7 protein-coding genes are annotated in these 14218 nt (G+C 59.9%); 2 read left to right on the top strand and 5 right to left on the bottom strand.

Annotated elements, in window-relative coordinates; genetic code table 11:
• Positions 1–241 precede the first annotated feature (241 nt).
• The gene (gene pdxY, locus WGT02_RS00890; RefSeq protein ID WP_208249420.1) at positions 242–1117 is read left to right on the top strand and encodes a pyridoxal kinase PdxY; all 876 of its coding nucleotides are present in this window, start codon (positions 242–244) and stop codon (positions 1115–1117) included.
• A 73-nt stretch (positions 1118–1190) separates the two neighbouring features.
• A complete protein-coding gene (locus tag WGT02_RS00885; RefSeq protein WP_024313234.1) occupies positions 1191–1832 on the top strand; it encodes a carbonic anhydrase in 642 nt (213 codons plus the stop codon).
• 58 nt (positions 1833–1890) lie between these two features.
• Here WGT02_RS00885 and WGT02_RS00880 read toward each other — a convergent pair whose 3' ends face one another.
• The 5 genes from WGT02_RS00880 to WGT02_RS00860 all read right to left on the bottom strand — a co-directional run bounded on the left by WGT02_RS00880 (position 1891) and on the right by WGT02_RS00860 (position 14124).
• The gene (locus WGT02_RS00880; RefSeq protein WP_024313235.1) at positions 1891–2709 is read right to left on the bottom strand and encodes a lytic transglycosylase domain-containing protein; all 819 of its coding nucleotides are present in this window, start codon (positions 2707–2709) and stop codon (positions 1891–1893) included.
• Between the two features lie 173 nt (positions 2710–2882).
• The gene (locus WGT02_RS00875) at positions 2883–3917 is read right to left on the bottom strand and encodes an aspartate-semialdehyde dehydrogenase (protein WP_024313236.1); all 1035 of its coding nucleotides are present in this window, start codon (positions 3915–3917) and stop codon (positions 2883–2885) included.
• 112 nt (positions 3918–4029) lie between these two features.
• Complete coding sequence (locus tag WGT02_RS00870) at positions 4030–4260, bottom strand: hypothetical protein (protein WP_024313237.1); 231 nt, start codon at positions 4258–4260, stop codon at positions 4030–4032.
• An 11-nt stretch (positions 4261–4271) separates the two neighbouring features.
• A complete protein-coding gene (locus WGT02_RS00865) occupies positions 4272–5492 on the bottom strand; it encodes an OpgC family protein (protein ID WP_024313238.1) in 1221 nt (406 codons plus the stop codon).
• A gap of 112 nt (positions 5493–5604) precedes the next feature.
• Complete coding sequence (locus WGT02_RS00860; protein WP_208249421.1) at positions 5605–14124, bottom strand: GH36-type glycosyl hydrolase domain-containing protein; 8520 nt, start codon at positions 14122–14124, stop codon at positions 5605–5607.
• Positions 14125–14218: the final 94 nt, after the last annotated feature.

The following is a 14218-nucleotide window of genomic DNA, read 5'->3' as shown; positions in this document are numbered from 1 at the left end:
CTCATCTCCTCGATTTAGCGCAAAGTAACAGAAGATTTGACGAAAGAATCTCTAAAAGAGCGCAATACGAGGCAGCTTTCATGCGTTTTTGACCACCCGAACGCAAATTTTCGAAAGATTTTGCTTCGTCGTAGACATATGGAATTTCTCGGAGCCGACGTTTTCATGCCTGTGTGAAGAGCAGTTGACAGTGAAGCCGCAAAAAGGAGATCAACGTTCATCGAAAGCCGAGTGGAGCATCATGTCGGAAAACGCCGCAGGAACTGTCATCGTTGTCTCCAGCCACGTTGTCCGTGGTTCCGTCGGAAATCGTGCGGCGGTCTTTGCACTAGAGACTCTAGGCCATCAGGTCTGGGCACTGCCGACGATCGTGCTTCCGTGGCACCCCGGTCACGGCCCGTCGACAAGGCTCACATTTGCGGAAGCCGATTTTGATGCGGCGATCGACGATCTCGTCCGCGCGCCCTGGATCGGCGAAGTGAAGGCTGTTCTCTCGGGGTATTTCGGCAATGCCGCGCAGGCGCGCTCGGTTGCCCGCCTGGTGACGGCTTTGCGGGAGCGGAAGCCGGAGCTGCTGTATGTTTGTGATCCGGTCATGGGGGATCTGGGCGGTCTCTACGTGCCGCAGCCAACGGCCGAGGCAATCAGGGATCATCTGATACCGCTCGCTTCGCTTGCAACGCCCAATCGATATGAACTCGCCTGGCTCGCCGGTGCTCCGCTGGAGGACAATACAGCGATCATGGATGCTGCCCTATCGCTGGGACCGTCCCGCATGCTGGTGACCTCCGCCGTGCCCATGATGGCTGGCGGCACAGGGAATCTCTATCTCTCGGGGCGCCATGCGCTGCTGGCGGAACATCGCCTTATCGACAAGCCGCCGAATGGCCTTGGTGATCTTCTCGCGGCGCTGTTTCTATCGCGGCTCCTGTCCGGCATGGAGGATGAGAAGGCGCTTCAGCTTGCAACGGCGAGCGTCTACGAGGTGCTCGCTCGCGCCGTGAAGCGGGGCAGTGATGAATTGACACTGGCAAGCGACTCGTCGAGCCTGGCAACGCCGATGGCGATGGTCCAGATGCGACGCTTGTTGCACCCGGCACAAAGGCGCAAGGGGTAACGGTCACGCACCCGCATTTCATATCTTGCAGTGCGATATTGATCTTGGGGGGCGTAGGCTGTAATCGAAGATCATGCAGCGTTTTCCAAGCACCCTTCTGGACGGTTATCGCAACTTTATGAACGGGCGTTATGCGGACGCCCGCGATCGCTATAGGACACTGGCAGAGCACGGCCAGAACCCAAGTACGCTGGTGGTCGCCTGTTCGGACTCGCGCGCTGCCCCCGAACTGATTTTCGACGCAGGCCCCGGTGAACTTTTCGTCATTCGGAATGTTGCCAACATGGTGCCGCCCTATCAGCCGGATGGCCATTTCCACGCGACGTCGGCAGCGCTGGAATTCGCAGTCCAGGTGTTGAAGGTTACCGATATCGTCGTCATGGGTCATGGCCGTTGCGGGGGTATTCGGGCGGCGCTGGACCCGAATGCTGAGCCCCTGTCGCCGGGTGACTTTATCGGACGCTGGATGTCGCTGGTCAGGCCTGCGGCTGAGCAGATCGGCGCCAATGATGTCATGACTCTCGCCGAGCGCCAAACCGCCCTCGAGCGCGTGTCGATCCGCAATTCGATCGAGAATCTCAGGACGTTTCCGGACATCAAGGCCTTGGAAGACGCCGGCAAGATAGCGCTTCACGGTGCCTGGTTTGACATTTCGACCGGAGAGCTGTGGGTTATGGACGCTGAAACCCGTGACTTCATTCGCCCTGACGTCTAGGCGAAAATAAAAAGCGCCGAACTTCGGTTCGGCGCTCTTGGCGTACGTTGAACTCTTCTCAGTTGCCGTCGATCTGCTGGCCTATGTAGGCGATTGCCTGCTGGTAGACCGTCGCCGCGTTCCAGCCGGCAATGGCTGCGAAGTTGGACTCGCCTGGCTGATAGCCGGCACCAGCCTGCCAACCATGGCCTTTCAGGAAGTTGGCAGTTGAGGCAAGCGCGTCAGCGCGTGAGCCAACCATATCGACGCGGCCGTCGCCATCGCCATCGGCCCCGAAGCGCACGACATTGCGCGGCAGGAACTGCGTCTGTCCGATCTCGCCGTGGGCTGCGCCGCGCGCCTGCGGGCTGAGGTAACCCTCCGAGACGAGTTGCAGCGCTGCGTAAAGCTGGTCGGTGAAGTAATCAGAGCGCCGGCAATCATAAGCGAGCGTCGACACGGCCGACAGCGTGTGCTGGTTGCCCATGTAGCTGCCGAATCCAGTCTCCATGCCCCAAATCGCGATCAGCGGGCCGGCTGGAACACCAAAGCGGCGCTCGATCGATGCAAAGAGGGCTGCATTGGAGCGCTTCATCCCCTTGCCGCGTGAAATGATTGTCGCGCCGCCACGCTTCTGCATGAAGGCATCGAAGGAAAGCTTGAAGCTCTTCTGGCCGCGGTCGGCGGCAATTGTGGGTCTGTTGTAGGCGACGTTCGCGAAGGCGCGATCAAGAGTTTTGGGGCTGATACCCTGTGCCGCAGCCTCTTGTTTGAACTCGCCAACCCACTCATCGAAGCCGGCACCGTTGTTGCCGCACTGGGCGGCCTTGGCGGCTGCAGGAACTGCGTGGAGAATGCAGGCGGCCGCAGCTACCAGCAATAATTTTGTCATGCGCATGGAGATACCCCGATCCCGATCTGACTAGCCTTCAAACCGGGCCAGCGGCCCGCTTTCGGCAATATTGTCACCATCTTTGTATTGGCAAGCGCGGGAAGCCAAAAACAGCAAACCCGCGCCAAGCAAGCCCTATCTTAATAAGCGGGACTTAACAAATCACAGTTAACAGTTGGTTAGGCCGCCTTCTTGCGCGGCTTCACAAGTCCGCGATTGATAAGCAGCTCGGCGATCTGTATCGCATTAAGAGCAGCCCCCTTGCGGAGGTTGTCGGAAACCACCCAAATATTCAGGCCGTTCTCGACCGTCGCGTCCTCGCGGATGCGCGAGATATAGGTCGCGTCTTCGCCGGCAGACTCGTACGGCGTGATGTAACCGCCGTTCTCTCGCTTATCGATGACGAGGCAGCCGGGAGCTTCGCGCAGGATGTCGCGAGCCTGATCGGCGGTGATCTCGTTCTCGAATTCGATGTTGACCGATTCAGAGTGGCCGATGAAGACCGGAACGCGAACTGCCGTGCAGGTCACCTTGATCTTGGGATCGAGCATCTTCTTGGTCTCGGCGAGAACCTTCCACTCTTCCTTCGTGTAACCGTCTTCCATGAAGCTGTCGATGTGGGGGATGACGTTGAAGGCAATGCGCTTCGTGAACTTCTTGTTCTCGATCGGATCCGCGACGAAGACGGCGCGCGTTTGGTTGAACAGCTCGTCCATGCCGTCCTTGCCGGCGCCGGAAACGGACTGATAGGTCGAAACGACCACGCGCTTGATCTTGGCGAAGTCGTGCAGCGGCTTGAGCGCCACGACGAGCTGTGCAGTCGAGCAGTTCGGGTTGGCAATGATGTTGCGCTTGTTGAATTGGGCAATTGCGTCCGGGTTGACTTCCGGAACGATCAGCGGCACGTCCGCGTCGTAGCGCCATGCCGACGAGTTGTCGATGACGACGCAGCCTTGGGCGCCAATCTTGGGCGACCACTTCTTGGAAACCTCGCCGCCGGCCGACATCAGGCAGATGTCGGTATCGGAGAAGTCGTAATTTTCAAGGTTGGAGACCTTCAGCGTCTTGTCGCCGTAGGAAACTTCAGTGCCCTGCGAACGCGCAGACGCAAGCGCTACGACTTCGTCGGCAGGGAAACCGCGCTCGGAGAGGATGTTGAGCATTTCCCGGCCAACATTTCCGGTCGCTCCCGCAACTGCAACTTTAAAACCCATTTCTCAAGCTCTCTTTCTCTTCTCTCCTCTTATCCGGTGAGGGGGAAGCGCGAAAACATCGCGGCTTCCTTGTCCCCAGCCGGGCCGGGGAGAGAGCGGCAGGCCAGAGACGTCAGACGGTTTTCGTCGTCGTTTTGGCCTTGGTTTTGGAAGAAACCGGAACGGCAGTACCCATCCCGGCATTTTGTGCCAGGTCATTGCATGCAGCAATGGCGTGTTCGTCGCGAACCATGGATATCCCTTTTCCGCCGTTGCTCTTAAAAGGTTTTCCACAGGAGTCAAGGTTTTTGCGATCAGATGCGGCAGCGTGGCGGCCGATGGTCGGTCTTCCAGCAGCCCTCATGCCGCCGGCGTCTAGCGCCGATCCCGCCAACGATCGACGCGCACGGGAACCGGAATCATGCTTCGATCGGGCAATCTCCTATGGTCCCCCATCTCAAGCCTGCGCTTGCGCTCAAGATGGTAGGCGTAGGCGAACTGGATGGCGATGCCGATGACCACGAAGACTGGCCCGGCGATCTGATCGTGATTGTTGATGTAGAGCACGACCTGACCAACCATCGCCAGAATGGTGCCGGCGACGAAGATGCTCAGCGAATGGCGACCGAGGACGGTCAGCGGATTGTCCGTGGACCGTTGAAGCAGGCGTGAGATCGCCGGAATGTTGATGACGAGATAGGTCAACGCCAAAACGTGCAGCAGCCTCGGTAACGACAGGAACGTCTTGTCGAAGCCCGTCAGTACGGGCGGCAGCCCGAGCGATGTCAGTGCGATTCCGAAGCTCCAGAGCTGACCGACAACCCAGGCAAAGGACAACACGATATAGGCGGCCGCGAGCGCAAAAAGAATTGGGTGCTGCGGCAGTTTGCCGCCGCGGCGCACATGCATCATTCCGACGATTCCGATCGTAAAGAGGAACTGCCAGGACAACGGATTGAGGAACCAGTAGCCTTCGATCAACATGTTATGCGGAGCAATCTCGTAAACGCCGGCAAACAGCCAGACAGTGCCCGAAACGGCGAGGGCAAGGAGGGGGCTTGCCGCATTGAGCAGAAGGATGATCGGGACCATCAACATCAACGCGCCATACATCGGCAGAATGTTGTTGTAACCGATCTGATGCCCGAGTAGCAGCAACGAGGGGATCCCGGCCTTCAAATTGGTGAGGACTGCAAGGATGTTGATCTCACACAAAAGCCCGGGCCGATGGAAGATCCATGCGCCGGTGAGAAATAGGGCGAGCGTCATGAATGTCGTGATCATGTGAGCCAGGTAAAGCGTGAATGCTCGCTTCGTGGCTTTTGTTGCCGTCTGCAGCCACGCCCCTGGCTGAAAGCGCGATCCGTAGGCCAGACCGACGGCAATGCCGGAGATCAGGACGAAGCCTTCGGCCGCATCCGAGAAGCCGAAATTCTTGGTTGTGAGGTTCTCGAAAATCTGACCGGGAACATGATTGATGAAAATCGTGATGAGCGCGAGTCCGCGCAGAACGTCCAATCGTGTGTCACGTTTCGGCGTCGCTATCGTCACAGAACTTTGCTTGGCGCTGATCGTTCCTTCGAGCGCTATTGCCATGGACTTCTCCTGCTTTCCGATTTTGTTTCCGATTTTGCAAACGCAGTTGCGGCCAAAAGGGTTCCCTTTTGGCCGCAACGAATCGCCGGATGATTAGCGTGGAAAAATGCTGTTATCCGACCGGATATCCCTCGTCGGGATCGGTGACTTCGCGTCCGTTGATGGTGACACCGTAACCTTTCGGATGGGACGATTTTGAGACCGAAATGAGATATTTAGCACCCGCATGCTCGATCTCGGCAGAGAAGCCGTCCCATGTGCTCGGCAGTGCCGGACGCACGTACAAGCAACCGTCCTTTACCCGGATGCCAAGGATGCCCTCGGTCACCGCCCGGTAGAGCCACCCGGCCGAGCCCGTGTACCACGTCCAGCCGCCGCGCCCGGTGAGCGTGCCCTCGCCGTAGACATCAGCTGCGATGATGTAGGGTTCGACGCGATAGCGCTCCGCCGAAACCGGGTCACGCGCATGGCTGATCGGATTGAGCAGTTCGAAACAACGCAGAGCGTCATCGCCGCGGCCAAGCTCGGCCAGCGCCATGACGACCCAGGTCGCGGCATGGGTGTACTGACCACCGTTTTCGCGAACACCTGGCGGGTAGGCCTTGATGTAGCCCGGATCCTTAGCCGAGTTAGCAAAGGGCGGGGTAAAGAGGCGGATGATCCGCGCTTCGGGATCGACCAACTTATCCAAGACCGAGTTCATCGCCTTCGCAGCATGCGCCGGATCTCCTTCGCCGGATAGCACGCTCCAGGACTGGGCGATCGAGTCGATCTGGCATTCGAGGCTTTCCTTCGAACCAAGCAAGCTGCCGTCGTCAAACGTACCACGCCTGTAGTAGGCGCCATCCCAAGCTGCAGTTTCAAGCGCAGCCTTAAGCTCTGCCAGGTGCTTGGTCCACTGCTCGACACGTGCCGTGTCGCCCCGCTCCCGCGCATAGGCGGTGAACGAGCGCAGCGCGCCCGCAAGGAACCAGCCGAGCCAGACGCTCGTTCCCTGGCCGCCGATGCCGACGCGGTTCATGCCATCGTTCCAGTCGCCGCCAAGGAATAACGGCAGCCCGTTCTTTCCCTTCCGGGCGATCGCGAGATCAAGCGCGATGGCGGCGTGTTCGTAGACGCTCGCCGTGTCGTCGGAGACCTCAGGCAGATAGAAGGAATCGTGCTGGCCCTCGAGGAGCGCCGGCCCTTCCAGGAAGGCGAGCTGCTCGTCGAGGACGCTCTTGTCGCTCGTAACGCTGCAGTAGTGATGGATCGCGTAGGCGAGCCAAACAACATCGTCCGAGATCATTGTCCGGACGCCGGCGCCAGTACCGGGCAGCCACCAGTGCTGAACGTCACCTTCACGGAACTGACGCGAGGCGGCGTTCAGGATCTGCTTGCGGGCAATCGACGGCTCATGGATGACGAATGCCAATGTATCCTGCAACTGGTCGCGGAAGCCGAAGGCACCGCTCGCCTGATAGAAGGCCGTACGCGCCATGATACGGCAGCCAAGGCTCTGGTAGGGCAGCCACGTATTGATCAGATTGTTCATGCTCTGATCGGGCGTGAAAACCTGCAGCTTCCCAGTGAAACCCTGCCAGAAGGCACGGTTTGCCTGGACAACGTCCTCGAAGGCGATCTTGCGGATATCGCTGATCAACGCCCTCGCCTCGGCCTTCGTCTCGGTCTCGCCGAGGAAGAAGCAGACATCCCGCTCCTCGTCCGGTCCGATCTCGATATCGATCGCCAGAACCGCTGCCGGGTCGCCGTCGAGTTCGGTCGTGCCGGAAAGGTTGGCCACCGAACTCAGTGCATGCGGTGTCTGGATCGTACCTGTTTTGCCGATAAATTCTCGACGGCTGGCGGTAAAGCTCGATGGCTTCTCGCTGGCCACAAAGAAAGTCACGCGACCGGAATAATCGATGCTGTAGTTGTTGCTCGCCAGCAGCGCGCCCGTCTCCTCGTCGTGCTCAGAGAGGATGAACGGTGCAGACTTCTGCGCGTTGTTGCCCAGAACCCACTCGACGTAGCCGTAGAGCCGCAGCTTTCTTGGTCTGGAGCCGGTATTGCGTAGCCGGATCCGCTGCAGCTTGACCGGTTTCTCGCGATCGACGGTTTGCGTGACCTCAAGCGCGATTTCGTTCTGGACGCTGGAGAATACGGAATAGCCCAGACCATGTCGTGCTTCGAAGCGAATATCCTGACGCTCCGAGAGGCTCGCGAACGGGGTCAACACCGCGCCGCTCTCGCGATCGACGACGTAAATCGCTTCACCTGGGCGGTTGATGACCGCGTCATTCGACCACGAGGTCAGCTGATAATCGCGCGAGTTTACGCTCCACGTGAAACCCGCTCCTTCCGCAGACACGTGGAAGCCGAATTTCTCATTCGAGATCACATTGATCCACGGATGAGGCGTCGCGTGACCCCCGGGAAGGCGCACGACATATTCGCGACCGTCGACGGCAAAACCGCCGATGCCGTTCCAGAAATTAAGGTCGCCTTCCTCCTCGATCACCACCTTTGACGGCGATGAGGCGGGTGCCGCGGCGACCAGCTTGACAGGCGTCTTTGCCCGGTCGGCGCGTTCCAGTTCCTGCTGCTCTTCCTTGCTTGGGGAAAAGAGCGCGACGGCGCGATTGATCTGATCGATAATCTTGCCGTTCTTGGCGTGGAAGGTCACGCGCGAGGCGGAGATGAGGGCGTGATATGTCGACTCTTCCATCAGATCCTTGCGGACCGTAAAAATGTGCTGACGCAAGCCATCGGCCTGACCCATACGGCGAACGTTTTCTGCCATCTGGTCGACGGCGTGCTGCATGTCCTGCGCATAGGATGAGGCGCGCTCGTTCATGATGACCAGATCGGCGGTGACGCCACGCGAGCGAAGGTATTCCTGCGCAAGCAATGCCTCTCTGACAATGTCGAGATCCATGTCATCATTGACGCGCAGGGTGAAGATCGGGAAATCCCCCGAAATTGCCAGCGGCCAAAGCGACGACTGCGACTGCATGCCGGCGGCGACTGCGGCCGCATCGGCGCGCAGATACATATCCGGATAAACCAGGTGGCGGCCGAGATGCTGGAAGGCTACCGCCTGCTGCGACGTGACGCCGACATGGCGCATCTGCACCTGCGTGCGGGTCCATGCCTGGACGAGCTCGTGGTTGAAGGCGTCCGCGTGGCGATACCGATCAACGGCCTGGTCCACCTCATTGCGGCTCGGGGCAGCGACAGTCCAGAAGATGACGCTGACTTTCTTGCCGGGCGGCACGCGGACCGTGCGGCGAAGGGAGAGAACCGGGTCGAGAACGAAGCCGTCGGTGCCGGAAAGGGTCGCGCCAGGGTCGAAAACGGCAGCATTCGAGAGGGTGCGTCCCCGTCCGAGGAACTTGCGGCGGTCGGTCTCGAACTCGGTGTGGCGCGAAGAACCGGAGTTGTCGACGATAAGGTGAGCAACGGCCATGTTCGGCTCGTTCGGATCGCGCTTGTTGCGCTCGACGCGGATGACGTCACCGCGTTTGCCGATTTCCGTCTTGACGAACATCCGGGCAAACGCCGGGTGTGCGTTGTCGACATCGTCCGTCGCCAGAACCGGTTCGAGATACGAGGTCACCTCGATGAAGCGATCCTCCGTTCCGCTGTTGACGAGCGTCAGGCGTCGGCCTTCGGCGTCGTGCTCAGTGGCGACGATGCACTCGACCTCACTGGTAAGGTCACCGACGGTCTTGGTGAACTCCGCCTTTTCGTCGGCAAGGAGAACCCTGACCTGCTCGCCTTCGACGCTCTTTGGCTCCGCGGTCGCCGACCACCATTCGTTGGTTGCGGTATCGCGCAGGAAGATGAAGCTACCCCAGCGATCCTCGGTTGGATCGGCTTTCCAACGGGAGACCGACTGGCCGTTCCACCTGGAATAGCCGGCGCCGGTTGCAGTCAGCATCAGCGAGTAGTGGCCGTTCGAGAGGAAGACCAGCTCGCGGTCGCGCGATGCCGGATCATAGATCTTGCGCAGTTCAGGACGCAACAGGTCGTCCTGGATGCTGGCTGGCGTATCGGACTCGTGCTTGCCACTCATGACCGGAATATCCCGCGGTGCCTTCTCCTGGAGAAGGAGCTCGGCAGCCTCGATCACCGGATCCGAGTGGAAGAGTTCGCGCAAGTGGCCGTTGAAGGCCACGTTCGCGACGGCCGCGATCGACATGCCGTGATGGTGAGCATAGTAGTTGTAGACGACCGCGCAAGTCTTACCTTCGGGCACGCGGGTCGGCGTAAAATCGACGGCGTCGTGGAAGCCGAACTTACCGAGCGCGCCGAGCTTGCGCAGGCGCTGAAGGTTCTCAAGTGCCGCGTCAGGATCGTACTGGCTGGCGAGGATCGAAGCATAGGGCGCGATAACCGCGTTGTGGCCAAGGCCACGCTTCAGGCCGAGCGATGGTACGCCGAAGTTCGTGTACTGGTAGTTCAGGTTGTGGTCGCGCGCATTGAACGCCGCTTCCGAAATACCCCACGGAATTCCCAGCTTGCGAGCATGGTTCATTTGCTCGACCACGACCAGATTGTTGGTCTGGTTGAGGATGCCTCCGCCGCGCTCCTGCATGACGAGCGGCGGCATGAGGTACTCGAACATCGAGCCGGACCAGGAGACGAGTGCACCGCGCGAGCCAACCGGAACGACCTGGCGGCCGAGTCGGTACCAATGCTCTGTCGGCAAGTCGCCCTTGGCGATGCCGAACAGGCTGGTGAGGCGGCATTCCGACGCCAGTAGGTCATAACACGCCTGATCGAGTTCGCCGCTTTCCACCCGGTAGCCGATGGAGAGCAGGCGCCGCTCGGGTCGGAACAGGAAACCAAAGTCCATCGAGAAGGCGAGGTCGCGTGCCTTGTCGCGCAAGGCAGTCAGACGTGGACGCAACGCGTCGATGTTGGATAGATCAAAAGTGCTGTCGGAGATGTGGGCTTCGCAGATCTTGACCAGAGACTCCGCCCAGCGCGTGACTTCGACGCTCAAAGCAGACTTTACTTCGTGGTCGAGGTTGGCAGCGAGCTTCTGAATATCACGCGCCAGTACGGCGAGGTTGATGATGCGAATGGATGCGAACTCGTGCTCGCGCTTGACTGCGGCCAGCGCGTTCTGGAAGCCGATGATTCGTTCCTCCAGGCGACGGCGCAGCGGGCGAACCGTCTTGCGATCGTCCGGCAGCTCGGACAGCACTTCTGCAAGGATGCCGGCAGTATCGCCGACGCCGTCGAGGTTGCCCTGCATATGAGCTGACGGCGCTTCCGCCCAGTCGCGGCAGGCGGACGAGATCGCGATGAGGTGGCCAGCAAGGTTGCCGCTATCGACTGCGGAAACATAGCGCGGTCCAAGCGTCTCGAGCGTATCGGTGTGATACCAGTTGAACAGGTGCCCGCGGAACTTCTCCATCCTGTCGATCGTTGCGATCGTCTGTTCGAGCCGCTCGATGGTTTCCTCGAAGGAGAACCATCCGAAATGGCGGCCGGAGACGACGGATAGCAGGTAGACGCCGATATTGGTCGGAGACGTGCGCGTCGCCACGATCACATGCGGCGTTTCCTGAACATTGTCCGGCGGCAGGTAGTTCTGTTCGGCGGTCGTGAACGTCTCGAAATATCGCCACGTGCGGCGGGCAATCTTGCGGAGTTCGCTGGAAACGGAATCGGCGACCTCAAGCCGGTCTTCGGTCTCGGCAGACTGGCTGACATAGTAGGCGACCAGTGGCGACAGGAACCAGAGAAGGGCGAAAGGAACGCCGACGAGATAGGCGTTGTCGCCGGAAAGTGCGGCAAAGCCGAGCGCGAGAAGGGCCAGCACCGGGGCGTGCCACATTGCCTTGTAGTAAGACCGGATCGTTCCCTGCTTGCCGGCCTGGACACTGGCTGCCGTTCGCCACTGCAGCATCAGCTTGTGGCTGAAAAGCAGGCGATAGAGCGAGCGACCGATGGCATCGGCCATCATGCAAGCGGAATCGGCGATGAAGACGATCCGCAGGGCCACTTGGGCATTGGCCGCGCGAATGTCGGACCAAACGGTGTAAAGGTGAGCCCTCGCGACGATATCGCTGGTGCGGGGAATGATGCCGTGGATAAGCGAGAGCGTGGGAGCGACGAAGAGGCAGAAAATCAAGAGGATCTGCCAGACGAGTGCGCCGAGTGGGCTCATGAAATACCAGCCGAGCACCGAGGCGAAGAACCAGGCGATCGGTGTCAGCGAGCGGCGGAGATTGTCGAACATCTTCCAGCGGCCGAGCCCGGTCACGCCGTGCTTCGGATTGAACATGTACGGCAACAGCTGCCAGTCGCCACGCGCCCAACGATGCTGGCGCGAGGTTTCGACCTCGTAACGGATCGGGAAATCTTCGACGAGCTCCAGATCGGTGACCAGCGCGCAACGGGCCATCGAACCCTCGAGCAGGTCGTGGCTGAGCACCGAGTTTTCCTCGATGCGCCCCTTCAGCGACGCTTCGAAGGCATCGACATGATAAAGGCCCTTGCCGGTGAAAGTGCCCTCACCCGCCAGATCCTGATAGACGTCGGAGACGGTGAAGACGTACGGGTCGAGGCCGCGGTTGATCGAGAACACGCGCTGGAAGACCGAAGCGTCCTTGCCTGTTGTCAGGGATGGGGTAACGCGCGGCTGCAGCACGCCATAGCCGCTTTCGACGCGACCCGTAGCCGGATTGATGACCGGACGGTTGATCGGATGGTAGAGCTTGCCTGCGAGCTTCGTGACCGCATCACGCATAAGGCGTGTGTCGGCATCGAGCGTCATCACGTACTGAACGTTTGCCGGTACGATATTTGCACCCGGAAGGTAGGTCGTATCACGGTCGCCGCGAAGCAGCAGGTTCAATTCGTGCAGCTTGCCGCGCTTGCGTTCCCATCCCATCCAGGCACCTTCGGACGGATTGTAGAGCCGGCGGCGATGCAAGAGATAGAAACGCGTCTTGCCATCAAAGGCATAGCGCGCCGAGAGGTTTGCGACTTCGCGGCGAGCGTAGTCCAGAACCTCAAGATCGGCAGACGTTTCCTCGGCCTGGCTGTCCGGCCAGTCACTGAGCAGCGCGAAGTAGATTTCGCCGCGCGGGTTGGCGAGGTAGTGGACCTCGAGATTTCGGACCAGCTCATCGACGCTGTCACGGTTGGAGATAAGGCAGGGAACGACCAGAAGCGTGCGTGCTTCCTCCGGAATGCCTTCCTTGAATTCGTAGCCGACCAGTCGAGCCGGTATGACGAAGAACGACAGCACGGTGTTGAAGAGACCGGTCGCGCCTTCGGAGGCCAGAAGCGAGAACATGATCAGCAGGATCGCGATTTCCAGCGGTCCCATGCCTGCACTGGCCATGAACTTGCCGACGACCGCCATCGCGATGATCGTGAGCAGGATCACCGGAGCGGCGATCGACAGCCAATTGAATCGGCGAACGGCGCGGACAAAATGCTGCGTCGGCGTTGGGCGGTAGTTCGATCGCGCCTCGAGTTTTGGCCGTTGGGCACCGGTGAGAAAGCCACCGACGTTTGGTTCATTTGGCTGCGTCTCGCCGGAGGCCCTCGCCTCCTCAGTCATATCGAGCGCCAGTTGGGCAATTTCCATTTCCGACAGTGGCGAGCGCTTGGCCAGCTTTTCGATCTGCTTGCGGTATTTGTTGCGCGAGCCGGAATCAAGATCACCGTAGTCGGAATGGTCCCACAGCAGCTTGTCAACATGGCTCACCTGCTCGACCCAGACCGACCATTCGGTGTCGTCGATCTCGCGAAGACTGCGGATGATGTTGCCCATCGTGACATTGCCGGAGGACAGGCGGCTATGTTCCGCCATCGTCGCCTCTTCGGTGTCACGGCCGAGGGCTTCAAGACGCTCGTCCAGCCATGTGATCGCCACGCTGGACGCTTGCGAGCCGTCGCGCATGCGATAGAGGAACTGCGTCGCAAAGGTGTTGTCGTCGGCAAGAGACTCCAGCGACCTAAGATACTCGGCCGCCCTTCCCGGGTCCGTCAGCCGCACAAGCTCGTCTGCAGCCTCGTTGGCGCGTCGACGCAACCGACGGCTGCGCTCGACGCGGATCGAAATGCGACGCAGGTTTTCCACGAGCACATAGCGAACAAGCGACGGCAGTGCCCAGAGTTCACCGATCCTCAGCGTTTCGCTCTGCTGGAAGCCATCGACGAGGGCCGTCAGGCTTTGCTGCGAGATCGTGCTGTGGGTGTGGGCGACATAAAGCCACGCGAGCGCCAGCGTGCGCGGAATCTGCACACCGCTGATGTCGATCGTCGGCAGTTCCCGATAGAAGCGCCGCGGGAAGTCCCGACGGATTTCCTGGATCGCTTCCTCGACAATGTAGTGGTTGTCGAGCAGCCATTCCGCTGCGGGAGTGATCGTTTCACCCGATTCCACGTCCGTTGCCGTGGTGCGGTAGACCCGCAGGATTTCCTTCTCGTTTTCCTTATGCCGCGCGAAGAAATCGAAGGGCGCAAAAGCGGGCAGCAAGTCGACGCCGCGGGCGGCGACGGAGGCGCCTATTGCCTTGATATCCTCGATGGAAAGATACGTTGAGCGGATCGAGTCGTTATGATCGATCTGCTTCGTTTCGGACTCGCGGGACGGGCTCGGAGACGTGGCGGAAATTGACATGGGTTCGGTTCTGGATCCAAACAAAGTTATGATGATTTTGCGTAGCCTTTTGCACTGCCAAATATGACTGCCGCATGAACAGTGCCGAGGTTTC

This window comes from Rhizobium sp. T1470 (genome assembly GCF_042140505.1).
GTDB classification, from domain to species: domain Bacteria; phylum Pseudomonadota; class Alphaproteobacteria; order Rhizobiales; family Rhizobiaceae; genus Rhizobium; species Rhizobium favelukesii.
The sequence above is the reverse complement of the archived record's forward strand: the minus strand, read 5'-3'. Positions and strand labels throughout refer to the sequence as shown.

Excerpts from the sequence above, each read along its gene's own strand:
- pdxY (WP_208249420.1), top strand. The coding sequence starts at position 242 with ATGTCGGAAAACGCCGCAGGAACTGTCATCGTTGTCTCCAGCCACGTT.
- WGT02_RS00885 (WP_024313234.1), top strand. The coding sequence starts at position 1,191 with ATGCAGCGTTTTCCAAGCACCCTTCTGGACGGTTATCGCAACTTTATG.
- WGT02_RS00880 (WP_024313235.1), bottom strand. The coding sequence starts at position 2,709 with ATGCGCATGACAAAATTATTGCTGGTAGCTGCGGCCGCCTGCATTCTC.
- WGT02_RS00875 (WP_024313236.1), bottom strand. The coding sequence starts at position 3,917 with ATGGGTTTTAAAGTTGCAGTTGCGGGAGCGACCGGAAATGTTGGCCGG.
- WGT02_RS00870 (WP_024313237.1), bottom strand. The coding sequence starts at position 4,260 with ATGAGGGCTGCTGGAAGACCGACCATCGGCCGCCACGCTGCCGCATCT.
- WGT02_RS00865 (WP_024313238.1), bottom strand. The coding sequence starts at position 5,492 with ATGGCAATAGCGCTCGAAGGAACGATCAGCGCCAAGCAAAGTTCTGTG.
- WGT02_RS00860 (WP_208249421.1), bottom strand. The coding sequence starts at position 14,124 with ATGTCAATTTCCGCCACGTCTCCGAGCCCGTCCCGCGAGTCCGAAACG.